The 17,705-nt window shown below is 36.9% G+C and carries 12 protein-coding genes; 10 read left to right on the top strand and 2 right to left on the bottom strand.

Annotated features, from left to right (window positions below; translation table 11 throughout):
* Position 1 precedes the first annotated feature (1 nt).
* From IGK72_RS10780 to elrE, 8 genes are all read left to right on the top strand, one after another.
* The gene (locus IGK72_RS10780; protein ID WP_430608792.1) at positions 2-3,139 is read left to right on the top strand and encodes an SbcC/MukB-like Walker B domain-containing protein; all 3,138 of its coding nucleotides are present in this window, start codon (positions 2-4) and stop codon (positions 3,137-3,139) included.
* Positions 3,140-3,158: 19 nt separating this feature from the next.
* Positions 3,159-6,356 carry a DEAD/DEAH box helicase gene (locus tag IGK72_RS10775; RefSeq protein ID WP_002362298.1) on the top strand — a complete coding sequence of 1,066 codons (3,198 nt, stop codon included), beginning with the start codon at positions 3,159-3,161 and terminating at the stop codon, positions 6,354-6,356.
* Between the two features lie 67 nt (positions 6,357-6,423).
* Positions 6,424-7,329 carry an Rgg family transcriptional regulator ElrR gene (elrR, locus tag IGK72_RS10770; protein WP_165548695.1) on the top strand — a complete coding sequence of 302 codons (906 nt, stop codon included), beginning with the start codon at positions 6,424-6,426 and terminating at the stop codon, positions 7,327-7,329.
* Positions 7,330-7,518: 189 nt separating this feature from the next.
* A complete protein-coding gene (gene elrA, locus IGK72_RS10765; protein WP_430608791.1) occupies positions 7,519-9,690 on the top strand; it encodes an enterococcal leucine-rich protein ElrA in 2,172 nt (723 codons plus the stop codon).
* A gap of 3 nt (positions 9,691-9,693) precedes the next feature.
* Positions 9,694-10,062, top strand: a complete 369-nt coding sequence (gene elrB, locus IGK72_RS10760; RefSeq protein ID WP_002356469.1) for an LPXTG anchor domain-containing protein ElrB — start codon at positions 9,694-9,696, stop codon at positions 10,060-10,062.
* Between the two features lies 1 nt (position 10,063).
* Complete coding sequence (gene elrC / locus IGK72_RS10755) at positions 10,064-10,846, top strand: WxL domain-containing protein ElrC (RefSeq protein WP_023894656.1); 783 nt, start codon at positions 10,064-10,066, stop codon at positions 10,844-10,846.
* Between the two features lie 39 nt (positions 10,847-10,885).
* Entirely contained in the window at positions 10,886-11,662 is a 777-nt protein-coding gene (gene elrD / locus IGK72_RS10750) for a WxL domain-containing protein ElrD (protein WP_002362542.1), read from the top strand.
* 74 nt (positions 11,663-11,736) lie between these two features.
* Positions 11,737-12,762, top strand: coding sequence for a transmembrane protein ElrE (elrE, locus tag IGK72_RS10745; protein ID WP_023894655.1), 1,026 nt, complete (start codon positions 11,737-11,739; stop codon positions 12,760-12,762).
* A 37-nt stretch (positions 12,763-12,799) separates the two neighbouring features.
* On the opposite strand, the gene IGK72_RS10740 is transcribed toward elrE, so the two are convergent.
* Positions 12,800-13,513, bottom strand: a complete 714-nt coding sequence (locus tag IGK72_RS10740) for an HAD family hydrolase (RefSeq protein ID WP_002356474.1) — start codon at positions 13,511-13,513, stop codon at positions 12,800-12,802.
* 327 nt (positions 13,514-13,840) lie between these two features.
* Here IGK72_RS10740 and IGK72_RS10735 point away from each other — a divergent pair, with 327 nt between their 5' ends.
* Positions 13,841-15,556 (top strand): ABC transporter ATP-binding protein, encoded by a 1,716-nt coding sequence (locus IGK72_RS10735; RefSeq protein ID WP_129194976.1) that lies wholly within the window; start codon positions 13,841-13,843, stop codon positions 15,554-15,556.
* A gap of 42 nt (positions 15,557-15,598) precedes the next feature.
* Here IGK72_RS10735 and trpS read toward each other — a convergent pair whose 3' ends face one another.
* Positions 15,599-16,609 carry a tryptophan--tRNA ligase gene (trpS, locus tag IGK72_RS10730; RefSeq protein WP_002359559.1) on the bottom strand — a complete coding sequence of 337 codons (1,011 nt, stop codon included), beginning with the start codon at positions 16,607-16,609 and terminating at the stop codon, positions 15,599-15,601.
* Positions 16,610-16,968: 359 nt separating this feature from the next.
* Between trpS and spxA the strand changes: the two genes are divergently transcribed.
* A complete protein-coding gene (gene spxA, locus IGK72_RS10725; protein ID WP_002356477.1) occupies positions 16,969-17,367 on the top strand; it encodes a transcriptional regulator SpxA in 399 nt (132 codons plus the stop codon).
* The last annotated feature ends 338 nt before the right edge of the window (positions 17,368-17,705 follow it).

Below are 17,705 nucleotides of genomic sequence, written 5' to 3'. Positions count from 1 at the left end.
GATGAAACCATTATCTTTAACATTGAAAAACTTCGGACCGTATATTAATGAAACCATTGATTTTACGAAGTTTGAAGATTCTTCACTTTTTCTAATTAGTGGAAAAACAGGGTCTGGGAAAACAACGATTTTTGATGGAATGAGCTATGCTTTGTTTGGTGAAAGTTCTGGAAAATTACGTTTAGGCAAAGAAATGCGTTCCACATTTGCTGACCCCTCAGAAGCCACTGAAGTTACTTTGCTTTTTAAACATAACGAGTATCTCTATGAACTGAACCGCCTTCCCGAACAAGAACTTTTTAAAAAACGTGGCACAGGAGTCCGTAAACAAAGTGCCAAAATTTCTTTAATTGTCAAAGATGCTCAAGGGAAAGAACTACGAGCCTATTCTAAAAGACGTGAAGTGGACGAACTCATTCAAGAATTATTGCATTTGAATGCCAATCAATTTGCTCAAATTGTATTGTTACCACAAGGAGAGTTTCGGACTTTTTTAATTGCTAAAAGTGATGAAAAAGAAAAGGTTTTGCGTAATTTATTCGGAACAGAATTGTATCAGTTGTTCAGCGAAAATTTAAAAGAACGCTTAAAAATTGCCAATCAAGAGATTCAAGAAACCCAGCAAAAAATTGAACTGAAAACAGAACAGTTGCATTGGTCAGAAGAACCTGAACCGACAATGACACTTTTTGAAAAACTTCAATTATTAGAAAGCCAACAACAAGAGGCTCAGCAACAACTATTAGTTGAAAGAGAACAAATTGCAACCTTAAAACAAGCCAAACAAGCAAAAGAGCAAGTTCGTTATGCTATTGAAGAACGACAAAACTTGCAACAGCAAAAAGAAGAATTACTGGAAAAGAAAGCAAAACAAGCTGAACAGGAAACCGTCATTGAGCGGTTAAAGGAACAGATTCAGCAATTAAAATGGAGCCAAAAACAGCAATCTTTAGCTGAAAAAGTCTTTGAAAAACGAAGCGAAAAACAACAAAAAGAACAAGAAACAAAGTCCAAACAACAAGCTCTCATGGAAACGCAACAAGCATTGACAGATTGGCAAGCAATCATGAGTGAGTTGGAAGAACAACAACCATTGATTGCTGAAAAACAAGAACATCTTCAAACGATTCAACGTCAATTACCACAATACCAAGAATATGAACAGTTAGCTCAACGAAAAATAGCAGAACAAGCCAATTATCAAGCCATTCAAAAAGAGTATGAATCTTGCCAACAGGAAAAAACAACATTAGCGGATAAAGTGGCGACAGCCAAACAATTTATTGAACAAGAAGGAACACTTGAAAAAGCAAATTTTGAATGTTCTAGTGTAGCAGATCATTGGCAAAATTTTGTAGAACGTTGGCAAAAAAATCAAAAAGCTTGGCAAAAAATTAGTCAAAACCAAGGGGAATTGCACGAGTTGACACAACGGTTTGCTGTTGAACAGCAACAAAAAAGCGTCGAAGAAGCGAAGTTGCAGACAAAGAAAAGTCAATGGGCCTCTTTACAAATCCAACGATTAAGCTTGTTACTTGAAGAGGGGGAACCTTGCCCAGTTTGTGGCTCTTTAGAACATCCAAAACAACAAACTCATCAAGAAGTTTCCTTAGAAGAGATTAATCAAGCGGAACGGGAATTAACGGAAGTTGAAAAAACGGTACAACGATTTACTGAAACGCTCTCTGCATTAGGGGCGGAAAAGCAACAGAAAGAAAGCCAATTACAAGAACAGGAAGCTGCGTATACTGAGGAACAAGAACAATTAGCAGCGCAGTTTGCTGACTTGCAGTTGCCGTTAACAGGACTAACTTTTTCACAAGTAACACCTGCAGAAATTGCGGAAGTTGAGTCGCAATTAGCTAAAGAAAAACAACAAATAGCACAAAAACTAACGGAAATTTCAGTCGAAAAGGACCGTCTGGCGGAACTAGAAGAACAAGTAGCTGAAAATTCTCAACGCTTTGAAGTGCTCCGACAACAAGTAGAAACAATGCAACAAAGTCTGGAAAGAATCACTATCCAGCAGCAAATGATTGCTAGCCAATTATTGGATGCAACCGTCACATACGAAGAAATGACCAAACAACAAGCTTTGCTTCAAGAAGAACTCTCTGCATTTGAACGTCAAAAAGAAAACGTGACGACACAAGGAGAAACCTTGAAGAAAGAAGAAATGATCCTTGAAAGTACGTTGACGCATTTGGAGAAAGAACAACAAACACTTCAACAAACAGTCGCACAACTTGAGAGTCAGTTAAACGCAGTTTTAACGGAACAAGGAGTGACAGAGGACCAATTGACGGAGTGGTTGAAAGAGGTACCGACACTAGAAAGTCAGCAAGAACAAATTGCTTTATTTGAACAAGAGCAAACCCAACTGACTATCCAACTCGCTGAAATTGAGAAAAAATTATCTAGTGATACGTTCCCAGAATTATCTTTAATCACCACAGAAATTGAACAAATAACACAACAAATTGAAGAACAAGAAAAAAAATACTATCAACTGCATGAAAAAATGCTGAATAACCAACAGTTGGTTCAAGAAATTAATGCGCAAAGAACAACAATTGAAGACAAGTTTGAGGAAGTTGCTGCACTACAACAGTTGGCAGATACGGTGAATGGCAATAATCCTAAAAAAATTAGTTTTGAACGGTATATGTTACAAACGTATTTAGAAAGAGTGCTGACAGTCGCTAATCAGCGTTTAGACCGCCTGACCAATAGTCGTTATCAATTTGAATTGAATCACGAAGCAGGCAGTTATCGGAATCAAACGGGGCTAGAAATCAATATTTATGATGACAATTCAGGGACGGTGCGCAGTGCTCACACGTTATCAGGCGGGGAAAGTTTTATAGCAGCGTTAGCTTTGGCACTTTCTTTAGCAGAAGTGATTCAAGAACAAGCCGGCGGAGTCTTAATTGATGCGTTGTTTATTGATGAAGGCTTTGGTTCCTTAGATGAAGAAGCATTGGAAATGGCAATGGAGGCGTTAGAAACGATTGAAAATGAAGGCCGCATGATTGGGATTATTAGTCATATTGGCGAATTAAAAGCACGAATTCCACAACAATTACAAATAAAAAGCAATGGGAATGGTCAAAGTACCGTTCACTATCAGCTAGCTTAGTAGAAGAGGAGGTGAGTCGATGAAATGGAGTATTCCAGAGCGAATCGTTGAACAAGGGCGCGAATATATGCAAGAAGGCCGGGTCTTATCTATCGTTCAAAATCCAGAAAAAAGGATCTGGTTGTCTGAGGTTTTAGGGGAAGAACTTTATCTTGTTGAATTGGATGGTACCGCCAAAGAACAAGATGTTTGTGAATGTCAATATTGGATGGAACATGGCTATTGCAAGCATACAGTGGCAGTTGAACTGGCACTGAAACAACGAGGCGTGTCAAGAATTATTCAAGCGAATCAAACAGTCAGTTTTGAGAAAACAAATCGATCAACAGCTGAAATGTTTACCAAAGGCTTTGCCAAATTAAGCAAAGCTTCTGCCGAAGTTCCCTTGCAGCCTTTACGTTTAGAATTTCATTTAGATGTGATCGAAACGAATAATTACTATCCAGAATTATCAACGATTGGTCTTTCTTTAAAAATTGGTTTGGAAGGCACCAAACCTAAAACATATATTGTGAAAAATATTGGTGATTTTTTACAAGCATATGAAAAAGAAATGACCTTTATGGTGAATAAACAACACCAATTTACCTTGCTACATGATTCTTTTTCAATGGAGATTCAAGAAATTTTAACAGAACTTGCGGCAATTTATCATACCAGCCAATTATTAGGTGCAAACGGTATTCAAGTTAAAGGGAAAATCGACAAACGTTATCTATTATTACCAATTGATCGCAGTCAATCGTTAGTTGAAAAAATGAATCGAACGGGTCAGTTTATATTGACCAATCAAACTCATAAGTATCGCTATCTAACGTTCAAAGAAACCAGTTTGCCACTTACGTTTACAGTGCAAAAAACCGAGGAACAAAGCTTCAAATTAACTATTCAGAATCCTATTACAACGTTTCTAGCCCACTATCACTGGGCGATTGCGGATCAAACGGTTTATTTACTAACAGAAGAGCAGGAAGCCATCTACACCACGTTACTTCAATTAATGAAACGCTTGGAAGAGCCGTCAATTATTTATGAAAAAGAAACAGTTTCTGATTTATTTAGTGAAGTGTTACCATTATTGGAAAAAATTGGTCGAGTGTCTGTTGAAGAATCAGTTGAAGAATTAGTCGTCCATCATCCTTTAAAAGCAGTCTTTATTTTTAAGAAAATTAAAGGTCGGATTAATGCTCGAATTGACTATCACTATGGAGAAGTCATTTTCTCGACAAACCCGAAATATGCTCAATTACCTGAAGTCAATCAAGAAATCGTTCGAGATAAAGCAAAAGAAACAGCAATTAAGCAACAATTTCAACAGTTTGCCTATCAGCAAACAACCACAGGCTTTGAAAAAGTCTTACCTGCTGGGGAGTCCTTGTATTATTTCTTTAAAGCCGAAGTACCAGCTTTCCGTCAATTAGGAGAAGTTCGGATGGGACGGAAATTACGGGAATTGTATTTAGATGCCCAGCATCATCAACCAACGATTGAAGTTGCGGAAGGGGATTCTTGGTTGGATATTCGGTTTGATGTCACTGGCATTGATGAAACCGAAATCGATGCAGTATTGACTAGTCTGCTACGTAATGATGCTTTTTATACGTTAAAAAGTGGTGAAATTCTTGCTTTTGACTCAGAGGAATTTTTCCATACAAGTGCAATTTTAACGAAGCTGCGAAAAAATATGCATCAAGAAGACAATGTCATTCATGTGCCCAAAAATCAAGGTCTCATGATCGAAAGTTTATTAGAAGACAACGAGCGGGCACATTTTTCAGATTCCTTTAAAAAAATGGTCACGGATTTAACACATCCAGAAAACTTTGAAGCGCAAGTCCCCAAAACCTTACAAGCAACGTTACGCCATTACCAAGAAACAGGGTATAAATGGCTGAAAATGCTTAGCCATTATCAATTTGGCGGTATTTTAGCTGATGAAATGGGTTTAGGGAAGACACTGCAAACCATTACCTATTTACTTTCGGAAAAAGAAGAAGAGCGCTTGAAAGGGACAGCTTTGATTGTCGCTCCTGCAAGTTTAACCTATAACTGGTTAGCCGAAGTCAAACGTTTTGCGCCAACCTTAAATGTTCAAGTGGTTTCTGGCAACCGCCAAGAACGAGCAGCGCTTTTACAAAATAGCACCGAAGATATTCTGATTACTTCTTATGCAAGTATGCGACAAGATGTTCAGCTTTATCAGGAAATGCGTGTCGGCTATTTGATTTTAGATGAGGCCCAAATGGTTAAAAATAGTGGAACTAAAACGGCGCAAGCCTTAAAAAGTTTAAAAGTACCGCAACGTTTTGCATTAAGTGGCACACCAATTGAAAATAATTTAGATGAACTGTGGTCAATTTTCCAAATGATCTTACCGGGATTGTTCCCAGGCAAAAAAGCCTTTCGAGAAATTAAGCCGGAAGAAATTGCCAAAATGATTCAACCATTCATTTTACGACGAGACAAGAAAACGGTGCTCGCAGACTTACCAGAAAAAATTGAAAATAATATGTACAGTGTCTTAACAGAAGAACAAAAAACGGTTTATTTGGCCTATCTAAAACAAATGCAAGCAGATGTCAGTCAAATGGATCAGGCGACCTTCAAGAAAAATCGCATGAGTATTTTAGCAGGCTTGACCCGTTTACGACAAATCTGTTGCGATCCGCGTTTGTTTATTGAGGATTACACGGGAGGTTCTGGCAAAGTGGAACAAGTCAAAGACTTTTTAGTGGCTGCCAAAGAAAACAATCGTCGTGTTCTATTATTTTCTCAGTTCACAAGCATGCTTTCTATCTTAGAAAAAGAATTGAATGAATTAGGTTTAGAGACGTTCTATTTACGAGGAAGTACGAAGCCTCAAGATCGGTTAACGATGGCGAATGCCTTCAATGAAGGAGAAAAAGATGTCTTCTTAATTTCATTGAAAGCAGGGGGAACCGGACTAAATTTAACTGGTGCAGATACAGTTATTTTATACGATTTATGGTGGAATCCCGCAGTCGAAGAACAAGCGGCTGGTCGGGCGCACCGCATGGGACAAAAAAAAGTTGTTGAAGTGTGGCGGATGATTGCAGAAGGAACGGTTGAAGAAAAAATGAATTCCTTACAGCAAGAGAAACGCGAGCTGTTCCAAAAAGTGATTCAAGGAAATGAAGAGCAATTAGCGAAAATGACGGAAGAAGATATTCGCACAATTTTAAGCATTGGAGAATAGCCGTTCAACTTAGTTGCTACCTTATTTAAAGAGAAATGGAGTAATTCGTTTGAAACAAAAAGAATATATGGAATATTGGCCGCTAGGTGAAGAAATTGAACGGATTCGTAAAGGGAAAAATATTCCTCTGCGTGTCTTTGATGAAAATGGTGTTTCTAGTCGAAGTTATCAACGCTTTGTCCAAGGAAATAGTGAATTGCGTATTTCGGATTTAGCCATTATTGTCGAAATCTTGTCTATTTCACCGATGGAAATGACAGAAAAATTAACGCCAATGTCCAAAACAGTTTTAGCTAAGGAGCAGTTTAATCAAGCAATCTTTAGTAAAAATTTTCAAGAAAGTAGTCGAATCGTTGCAGATTATCGGGCGTATTATGAGAAATCGTCTTTTGCTTTAGGAAAGCAAGAAGTAATGTATTCGATGTTGGCGTTGGAATATCTTTTTAACCCTCAAACGGTTGTGACAAAAGAGGAAATTATTGCATTAGAAAATCAGATTCTGGAACGATTAATTAATGCCGATGTGTATACTATTTTTAATTTGAAATTTTTAGCATTACAAAAAAACGTTGGCTTGCAGCCGTTTCCAACTTCGTTACTTTTTCGTGTACTACAATCTGTCAATGAGCGGGAAATTATTGATATTCGCTCACTAGAAATTATCGAGCAAGTAATTATTGATTTTTTATTTGCGGCGATTGTCAGCCAAAATGTTCCCCATATTCTTCATGTATTAAGCATGTTTAAAGAATATGAAGTGGGTGAAAATAACTGGCGAATGATCCTCTGGAAAAAAATAGCAGAAAAAATAGAAATGATTTTAACCAATGAAGAAATATTCGCAGATTGGTCAATCTTTAAAGAACAGATCCTTTTATCTATCACATTGTTTTTACCAAAAGCCAAACAAGAATTTTTTGCTGGGCAATTGGAAAAAATAGAGGATAGTTTAAAAGAAATAAAAGAAAACTAGGCATAATTGAGAATTTGTCATAATACATTCTGGTTGTGTTTAGCGACAAAGAGCGCCAAATAGGGGTAGAAAACCCTATTTGGCGCTCTTTGTCTTGTCTATACAAATTAATTTGGACAGTTTGTCGTAATTGAACCCATTTTCAGTTGATATTCACTATAATTAAGAAAATATCAGGAGGTGAAGTTTATGAAAAAAATGTGCATCTCCGCAGTTAGTGCCTTACTTTTGGGTAATAGTTTGCTACTTCCTGTAACAACTTTCGCCGAAACGACCGAAACAATTGCATCCTCCAGTGAAGAAAATGTTTCATCTGTTTCAGAAGAAAAGATTCCAGAAACTTCATCGGCAGAAGAGCAAAATTCAGCAACCAGTAGTTCGGAGATTCCCCAGTCAGAAGAGTTAACGACTGTTGAAACAAGTGAAGAGCCGCCAAATGAAGCACTAGCGATAACGGAAGCACAACTGATGATGCCCCAATTATACGCAGGTGCTGTCTTAGATAAAGCGACGCCTATCAGTACACTATTTCCTGATCCAGCCTTTGCGGAAAATATCAGAAAACAGTTAAGCAAATCTCGGACCTCTAATACTGTCACCCAAGCAGAATTGGAAAAATTGAATAAAGTTATTTTAGAAAATGTCGTTGTTTCTAATGTGGAAGGAGTTCAATACCTAAGAAACTTAGAAGAATTATCTTTTCAAGATTCACTCAATGTAACAGATTTGAGTCCTTTTGCTAAAGGTGAATTTAAGCTATTACGTTTTTTATATATGAGAAACAATAAAATAGCTGATCTTAGTCCGTTAGGTCAAGCAGGATTAATTAATTTAGAAGGCTTGTATGTTGAGAACAATCAATTAACGACATTAAATGGACTTGAAGGAATGGCTGCTTTAAAAAATTTAAGTATCCAAAATACGACAGATCATCCGTCAAAAATCACGCCGAATAATCGAGTAACTTCATTCGACCCGCTTCGTTCTCTTCGTAATTTAGAAACCATTTGGGCTGCCAATAATCAGATTGCTACTTTAGATGGGCTTACGGAAGCAAATAACCTACTCCGTCTTTATGTGGAAAATAATCAATTAAAAACAATTGCGCCCTTGGCGAATAAGCCACGTCTAGAAGAGTTGAGTATTATGAATCAAACGATTGCTAGTCTGGAAGCTTTAAGCACTGTTCCTAATCTGCGTGTACTGTATGCAAGAAACAATCAAATTTCTTCCTTGGCACCGTTAGAGAAAACACTCAATCTAACAGTTTTAGATGTGGGAGAAAATCAAATTTCAGATATCAGTCCGTTAAAAGGCTTAACGGCCATTACAGGGCTAGATGTATCTAATCAAATGATTATCTTATCTTCTGTCGATTATATTGCTGGGAAACCACTGCAATTAAAAAATAAGGTGGTATCTCGTGATGGTCAACTATTTCCACCGCTGACGATTAGCCCTTATGGAAGTTACGATGCCACAAAAGGACTGTTTGAATGGAATTTACCCAAAGCTCATGAAGGCGTTTCTTATATCTGGGAATCAACAGATAAAGCATACTTAGGGAACTTTTCTGGAACAGTCGTCCAACCTGTCAAAGAAGTTTTCTTAAGTGAAACGAAACTATCTTGGTCAAAAGAGCGTATAGAAAAGTCGATGGAAAAAACAATCGATATTGATGACTTTCAAAAAACAGCCCTGCCTTTTTATTGGCAAGATGTCGATACTGGGAATAGATTACAATTTATTGTCAAAAAAGAGGGCCAAGAAATCCAGAAATTAGCAGATGAAACAACCACTAATTCTAAAACATTTAAGGAAAAAGCCTTGTTATTACCAGAACTAACTTATGGAAAACAGCAGTTGGTCGTGGAAGTCTATGATAAAGGCTACAAGATTGATGAATTAGCGCTAACAGTCACTGTGGTTGGCTCTGTCAGGTTCAAAACGGTACCCACAGCGATTTCCTTTGGGAATGAGCTGCAAATCGCTAGTAGCACGACCCAATATCCAATTGTTTCCATGGATCAACCATTAGTGATACGGGATACTCGTCAAACAGGGAATAATTGGTCGCTTGCACTAACCGTTACTTCTGATTTCAAATCTGAATCAGGTGCTACGTTGCCGAATATTTTAAAATTTAGAACCAACCATCGCTTACAGGACATTCCAGAAGGCCAATCGATTCTTGTTCACAACCAAGTCAATGGACATCAAGAAACAAATATTTCTGATCAATGGAAAGAAAATGACCAAGAGTTGTTATTATCTGTTCCTGGAGGGACGGCCAAAGCAGAAGAATACGAAGCAAAACTAACTTGGCACTTGATGGACGTACCTGATGGCAGTGCAAAATAGGGGGTGAGTCTTATCAAAAAAATAGTTAGCGGTGTATTGCTATTAGGATTGATTTCATCAGTTGATGTATTTGCTGAAACAAATGCCTATCCGACAAATGCAGAAGTTTCTTTTTATGGCGAGTATGAACCACCAGCCAACAAAGAAAAACCAGATGGTAAGATACCACAGCGTTTCCCCAAGCAATCGGAAGCAATACCAGCAGTGAGTGGAGAATCATTGAAGCATTCAACAAGTAAAACGGTTGATCAAAAAGGCTCAGGCTTCTTACCTCGAACTGGTACTAAACAGCAACAAATGTTTAATTATCTCGGAATAATAGTCATCTTTATGGCTAGTTTTATTTTAAAAAAAAGAAAGAAGGAACAATAAAATGAAAAAAATTATCTTAGCAACAATCCCCGCTATCACTTTAGGCGTGGCTATTGCACCAGAAGTGAATGCAGAAGAAAAAAACTATGAATCAAATGCCATCGTAGAATTTACGCCGGATACCTCTATCAACAAACCAGTCGATCCAGTGAATCCAGATACCGAAAAACCTGTTGAACCCTTTGACCCAACGACACCAGACACAGGCAATAAGCCAAATGAAGGAACAACTGATCCACTAAGTATCGATTATGCTTCTAGTCTAGACTTTGGCAAAAATAAAATTTCAAATAAAGATGAAAAATATTATGCAAATCCACAATACTTTTTCTTGGCAGACGGTTCTGGTCCTGATTTGACTAATCCTAAACCAAATTATGTACAAATTTCCGACAAACGCGGAACGAATGCCGGTTGGGCCTTAACAGTTAAACAAGAAACACAATTAACAGCGACAAAAGAAACATTAAATAAAGTTTTAGACGGTTCAGAAATTAAATTAAGTCAAAACAAAGCAGTGTCTAATTCCAAAGCAGTCACACCAACTGCGCATGAAGTAACTTTAGTAGCTGGCGATTCATCAAATGTGATGTCTGCCGCTGAAGGTCAAGGTTCTGGAACTTGGCTTAGTGCGTTCGGTGGGATTGAAAAAGTGGAAGTTGACGGTGAAAGCGTAGATAAAAATACAGCGATCACATTAACTGTACCAGGAGCAACACCAAAAGATGCTGTTCAATACAAAACTGTTTTAACATGGACAATCGCTGATTTACCAAGCGTATAATTATTGAAACTATAACAATAGAAGAGAAGGAGCACTAACATGAAAAAAATGACCATCGCAAGCAGCTTAATTTTAGCAACCATCGCGGTAGGCACACTACCAGTTCAAGCAGAGGAAGTGGCTAATCGCGACACAGATGCTATTGTAAAATTTAAAGCACCAGATGAAAAGGATCCCAACAGCAAAAATCCTGTAGTGGATCCAGAAGACAAAGACGGCAAAGATCCTGTGACACCTATCGACCCAGTAAATCCTGACAAACCAGTTGATGAAGGTTCTACAGGCCCCTTAACCTTGGACTATGCTTCAAGTTTAAACTTTGGTGAAAATATCATCAGCACAAAAGATGAAATCTATTTTGCATCAGCACAAGTTTTAAAAGATAAAAATAATGTTGAAAAAACGGGTCCATTATTTGCTCAAATTACAGATAATCGTGGAACTTTAGAAGGCTGGACTTTATCTGCAAAACAAAATTCTGCATTTACTTCTGCTACAAAAGGTCAGACGCTTGAAGGAACTGAAATTGTCTTTCAAAACGCTTCAGCTGTGACAGCAGGACAAAGCGCTGCACCAACAAGTTTAGCGAGCGTAACTTTTGGTACAGTTGGTGAAAGTCATAACGTGATGGTAGCTGCAACAGATCAAGGTGCTGGGAAATGGTCATACTTATACGGCAATGCTAGTTCAATTGCTGAAGTTGACGGCCGTCAAGTAATGAAAGATGTTCAATTAAAAGTGCCAGGTAAATCAGTTAAATTAAATGATGCCTACAAAACAACAATTACTTGGACATTAGCTAATACGCCAGTATAAAAAGAACCTTTTTGGAGAAAGGAAGAGGGGAACTCAGCCTTTCTCCTTTACATAGAAATGGAGTGTAGAGCGAAATGAAAAATAGATATTTTATTCTGATGATCCTAAGTTTTTATTTCTTTGCTTTTGGGATTGAAACCTCAGCAGCAGAATTACGATTTAGTGTTGAAACAGAAATTCCAGAAAACCAAATAGATAAAACAAAAACATATTTTGATTTAATGATGAAACCAGACCAAGAACAAATTTTGAAAGTTCGAGCGGCCAATAGTACAGATGAAAATTTAGTGATTGATGTTAGTGTGAAGTCGGCCACAACAAACAGCAACGGAGTGATTGAATATGGCGAGTCGTTGACAGCATTAGATAAATCTGCACCAGCAGATTTATCAGAAATCATTCAACTGAAAGACGGCGGTGAGAGTGTTGAATTGCCTGCTAAAAGTGAAAAAGTAGTTGAATTGCGAGTGAAGATGCCTAAAGAAGAGTTTTCAGGGCAACTAGCGGGCGGGATCACGTTTAGTGAAAAAGTCGATGAAACGAAAGACAAGCAAAAAGAAAATACAAACGGCTTAGCAATTGAAAATCGCTATGCCTATACAGTAGCTGTTTTACTTCGAGAAAATGAAACAGTTGTACAACCAGAATTGTCTTTAGAGAAAGTTGAACCGACACAAAGAAATGCGCGCAGTGTTATTTCTGCAACACTGTTAAACCATGAAGCAGCCTATCTTCAATCAATGAAAGTAACGGCAAATATTAAAAATAAGAAAACAAATAACGTTATTTTAGAGAAAGAACAAGAAGATATGCAAATGGCTCCCAATTCAATTTTTAATTTCCCTATTCCTTATGAAGAAAATGAAATGGAAGCTGGGACGTATGTATTGGCAATGACTGTGGAAGGCTCAGGAAAAAAATGGCAATTTACGAAAGAATTTACGATCTCAAAAGAGGAAGCAGAAACATTTAATGAGAAAGATGTAACCGTCAAAAAAACGGAATCTAAACTTATTTATCTCTTAATCGGTTTATTGATCCTTTTACTGATAATCTGCCTGTTCATCATTTTACGTCTGAAAAAACAAAAAAATAAATAAAAAAAAGCCGTTCTTCAATTTGAAGAGCGGCTTTTTTTTAAAGATTAAATAATTTCTCCACAGTCGGACAAAGTTCAGTGAAACAAGTGACTTCTGCAAGGTGTGATGCAGGTTGGCAACTTGGTAGTTCACGAGAGCGGTGGTTAAACCAAAGAGAATGCCAGCCACCATTACGTGCGCCTACAATATCATTGTCATAACTATCACCAACATATAAAGTATGTTCAGGTTCCATACAAAATTGATTACAGGCTAAATCAAAAATTTCCTTTTCAGGTTTTTGAAAACCCGTACTTTGAGAAATAATGATATTTTGGCTTGGAACCCATTTTTCAAGATTCAATTGTTTAACTTTTTTAAATTGATGGTCTGTTGGACCATTTGTAATAATCCCCATCGGAATTTCTTTCTCTTGTAAAGTATCAAGAAGCTTAGTAACTTCTGGATGCATCGTAATATTATCCAATTCTTCTTCATAAACTTGTTGGAAAATTTTTCCTTCTTCTTGTGAAATTCCTGGATAGTTTAGATCCTTTAATGTTTCATTCATCCGGAAAAACCGCATGAAATCTAGGGACCATTCATTGGCTAAAACTTTCGGAAACGTTTCATCGCTGTGGTGTCTAAAACGAAGATACAATTCATGCATATCCTCTGTCGCAACGTTTGGGAAAATTTTAGTCATCGCATTTCGAAAGGGTTGTTGCTGATCGTACAGCGTGTCATCAACATCAAAAACAATGGTTCTCATTTAACAAGTGCACCTCTTAACTTTTTTACAAAACTTTTCATATGTTATATTGTAGCCGATATTTTCACAAATAAATAGAGTATTTTTCACTGTATTTCAAGGTTTTGTACAGAAATCAAAGCCTTGCGGGAAAAGACAATTATAGTTATTTTTACCGAAAAAATGGAAACGATAAATGAAAAAATATTCTGATAATGAAAAGTTTGTGAAAATGATTTTGAGTCAAAGTTACTTAAATAACACGTGTTCTGATAGAAGTTAGAATTTTGCAAGAGACAGTCTTTTTCCGTATAATGAATGAGAATGAAGGGGGAGAGTTAGGGAGTTATGTTAAAGCGTTTTTTTGGGTATTATCGACCTTATCGTCGATTATTTATTTTGGATTTTGGGTGTGCCGTTTTTGCGGGGCTGTTAGAGTTGGCTTTTCCAGTAGCAGTCAACCAAGTAATTGATAAGATTATGCCAAAAGGAGATTTTCGCCTCATTGCATTAGCTAGTGCGGGCTTATTTGCATTTTATATAATCAATACGTTTTTACAATTTATTGTGGTTTATTTTGGTCATATGTTAGGCGTGAATATTGAAACAGATATGCGTGAAGAATTATATCAACATCTTCAAACACAACCGTTTGAGTATTATGATAATCAAAAAACAGGGAAATTAATGAGCCGTTTGACCACTGATCTTTTTGAAATTTCGGAAGTGGCGCATCATGGTCCAGAAGACGTCTTTATTACGATTATGACGTTAGCAGGTTCTTTTTTATTAATGTTAACCATTCACGTGAAATTAGCCATCGCTACGTTTATTTTATTGCCATTTATCACGATTGCGCTAGGCTATTTTAATAAAAAAATGACAAAAGCGAATACGGATATTTACGATAATTTAGGTGAATTTAATGCTGGGATTGAAGCGTCAGTAAGTGGGATACGTGTCACGCAATCTTTTGCAAATGAACCGTTTGAACGAAAACAGTTTAATTATTTAAATCAAATGTATCGAAAATCGAAATTATATTTTTATAAGGTGATGGGTGTCAGTTCCGCCTATAATTACTTATTAATTCGTCTGATAAATTTATTTTCATTAATTTTTGGTGCGTATTATACAATTAAAGGAGAAATTACAGAAGGTCAGTTTGTAGGATTTATTTTATTAGCCAATATTTTTATTCGGCCGATTGAAAAAGTCAACAATATGATTGAAAGCTATCCCAAAGGATTTGCTGGTTTTAAACGTTTTACGGAAGAAATGGACAAACAACCGTCCATCAAAGATTTGCCAGGAGCTGTTGCTGTTTCGCATTTAGAGGGAACGATTGCCTATAAAGATGTTTCATTTGCTTATGAAGATGGCACAAAAGTTTTAGACCATATCAATTTAAAAATTCAACCTGGTGAAACCGTTGCTTTCGTTGGACAAAGTGGTTCAGGAAAAACGACCTTGTGCAATCTGTTGCCTCGTTTTTATGAAGTCAGTAGTGGTGAAATTACGATTGACGGTAGAAATATCCAGCAAATAACCTTGGCTTCATTACGTAAGCAAATTGGAATTGTTCAACAAGATGTGTTTTTATTCCCTGGAACATTACGAGAAAATATTGCTTATGGGAATTTAAATGCTACAGAAATAGACATTCAACAAGCGGTGAAATTAGCACATTTAGAACATGTAATTCAGCTAATGCCAGATGGCTTGGACACAATTATTGGCGAACGTGGCGTGAAATTATCGGGCGGTCAAAAGCAACGAGTGGCAATTGCGCGAATGTTCTTGAAGAACCCGCCGATTTTAATTCTAGATGAAGCGACTTCTGCATTAGATACAGAAACAGAGCAAGTGATTCAAGAGTCATTAAACTCGTTAGCTGACGGGCGAACAACATTAATTATTGCCCACAGACTGGCAACGATTAAACATGCTGATCGAATAATCGTAGTGAGTGACCAAGGAATTTTAGAAGATGGAACACATGAAACTTTGTACGCGCAAAGAGGTCACTATCGTCGCTTGTACGATGCTCAATTTAGATCATAAAAAACCCGCGAATAAAACTTCGCGGGTTTTTATTATGTTTAGTTAGCGCCGAACTTTTCTTCCCAAACCAACAGCATTTTTCATTCGTTGAAGTGTTTTGTTGGCTACCTGGCGAGCGTTTTCTGCACCCTCATCTAAAATCATATCTAATTCTTCTGAAGCTAGAAGCTCTTGGTAGCGCACTTGAATAGGTTCTAATAAGGCAACTACTGCTTCTGCTAAATCTGCTTTGAAGTCTCCATAGCCTTTGCCTTCGTATGCTTGAACAAGTTCCTCAACAGTTTGACCTGTCGCAGCAGAATAAATATTTAGTAAGTTAGTAATACCAGGCTTTTCTTCTTTATTATATTCAATTACACCAGTTGAATCAGTTACAGCAGAGCGGATTTTTTTGCGAATCACTGCTGGCTCATCAAGCATTGAAATAAAGCCCTTCACATTTGTATCAGACTTACTCATCTTTTTCGTTGGTTCCTGTAAGCTCATAATTCGACTACCTTGCTCAGCGATTTTGACTTCAGGCATCGTTAAAATTTCTTGATTTTTTTGGGCGTAACGTTTGTTGAAGCGTTCCACAAAATCACGTGTTAATTCTAAGTGTTGTTTTTGATCATCTCCGACTGGCACTAAGTCAGCGTTGTACAACACGATATCACCAACCATTAATGGAGGGTATGTTAAAAGACCAGCGCTTACGCCAGCACGACCATTTTTTTGCGATTTATCTTTAAATTGTGTCATTCGCTCTAACTCACCAATAGAAGTATTGCACTGAATGATCCAACCAGCTTCTGCATGGGCACTCACTTCAGACTGTATGAAAATTGTTGCTTTTTGTGGGTCTAAACCAACCGCTAGGTAAAGAGCTGCTAAACTACGAATTTGCTGGCGTAGCTTTTGCGGTTCTTGGGGAACGGTAATGGCATGTTCATCCACAATACAAAAATAACAATTGTATTCATTTTGTAATTCGATAAATTGTTTCATTGCACCAATGTAATTTCCGATTGTCGGAGTACCACTGGGCTGAATACCAGAAAAAATTGTTTTCATTAAATAACCACCTGACTTTAGACTTAAGATAGTGAATAGTTCTATTATACATTTTATTAGAAAAAAATACATGGGAACTTCTTGAAAAATCACCAAGAGAAGTAAATTATAACAGCAACCATAAAAATAGAAAACTGTATTACTTTTTTACAGAATCATAACGAATATCCATAAAATTTCATAAAAATTAACCCTAATTTTACACGGATGTAATGAAGGAAAAATAAACAAAGTTAATAAAAAATGTTTAAAAACCCCTAGTATTTTTATTAGAAATTAGGTATACTGGTTTTAAATAGAGGAACAGTACAGTTCCCTGTTTCAGAAACGCGATGATTCGCGAAAAGGAGTGATGCACAATGTTGACACTTTATACTTCCCCAAGTTGCACGTCATGTCGTAAGGCTAGAGCCTGGTTGCAAGAGCACGAAATTCCTTTTAAAGAAAGAAATATTTTTTCTGAACCTTTAAATATTGAGGAATTAAAAGCAATTTTAATCATGACAGAAGATGGAACAGAAGAGATTATCTCTACTCGCTCTAAAGTTTTCCAAAAATTAAATATGGATTTGGACGAGCTTCCACTTCAAGATTTATTAGAGTTGGTTCAAGAAAACCCTGGATTGTTGCGTCGGCCAATTATGATTGATGAGAAAAGATTACAAGTCGGTTTTAACGAAGATGAAATTCGCCGATTCTTACCAAGAGATGTTCGACAACTGGAATTGCGCCAAGCACAATTAATGGCAGGTTTATAAAAAATATAAAATTTTGTTCTTTATTTGTTAATTGTAATAAAGAACGATTCATATGAATTTAGGGCCAGGGATTTTTATCTCTGGCTTTTTAATACATATTTAGAACTTGTATTCATTTGATTTGGCAGAACGTGGTCAAGGAAAAATAGTATCTTTTTTGGAGAGACTGCGTTAAGATGAAGAGGTAGAAGGAGCGAAAAACCAATCGTTAAAAAAGTTCAAAGTTTATAAAACGTTCGCTAGTTTTCGAGGATTTATAGACTTTCCACTTTACTTTTGTGTAGTTTTCGCTACAATGAACGTAAGAAGTTTCCTGATTGAAGCAAAGAGAGGTGTAG

The sequence above is a fragment of the Enterococcus sp. DIV0183 genome, from assembly GCF_050541505.1.
In the GTDB taxonomy this organism is placed as follows: Bacteria; Bacillota; Bacilli; order Lactobacillales; family Enterococcaceae; genus Enterococcus; species Enterococcus faecalis.
The sequence above is the reverse complement of the archived record's forward strand: the minus strand, read 5'-3'. Positions and strand labels throughout refer to the sequence as shown.

Bases quoted from the DNA above. Each gene is read 5' to 3' on its own strand.
- IGK72_RS10775 (WP_002362298.1), top strand. From the start codon at position 3,159: ATGAAATGGAGTATTCCAGAGCGAATCGTTGAACAAGGGCGCGAATAT.
- elrA (WP_430608791.1), top strand. From the start codon at position 7,519: ATGAAAAAAATGTGCATCTCCGCAGTTAGTGCCTTACTTTTGGGTAAT.
- spxA (WP_002356477.1), top strand. From the start codon at position 16,969: ATGTTGACACTTTATACTTCCCCAAGTTGCACGTCATGTCGTAAGGCT.
- elrC (WP_023894656.1), top strand. From the start codon at position 10,064: ATGAAAAAAATTATCTTAGCAACAATCCCCGCTATCACTTTAGGCGTG.
- elrE (WP_023894655.1), top strand. From the start codon at position 11,737: ATGAAAAATAGATATTTTATTCTGATGATCCTAAGTTTTTATTTCTTT.
- elrR (WP_165548695.1), top strand. From the start codon at position 6,424: ATGGAATATTGGCCGCTAGGTGAAGAAATTGAACGGATTCGTAAAGGG.
- IGK72_RS10735 (WP_129194976.1), top strand. From the start codon at position 13,841: ATGTTAAAGCGTTTTTTTGGGTATTATCGACCTTATCGTCGATTATTT.
- IGK72_RS10780 (WP_430608792.1), top strand. From the start codon at position 2: ATGAAACCATTATCTTTAACATTGAAAAACTTCGGACCGTATATTAAT.
- trpS (WP_002359559.1), bottom strand. From the start codon at position 16,609: ATGAAAACAATTTTTTCTGGTATTCAGCCCAGTGGTACTCCGACAATC.
- IGK72_RS10740 (WP_002356474.1), bottom strand. From the start codon at position 13,513: ATGAGAACCATTGTTTTTGATGTTGATGACACGCTGTACGATCAGCAA.
- elrD (WP_002362542.1), top strand. From the start codon at position 10,886: ATGAAAAAAATGACCATCGCAAGCAGCTTAATTTTAGCAACCATCGCG.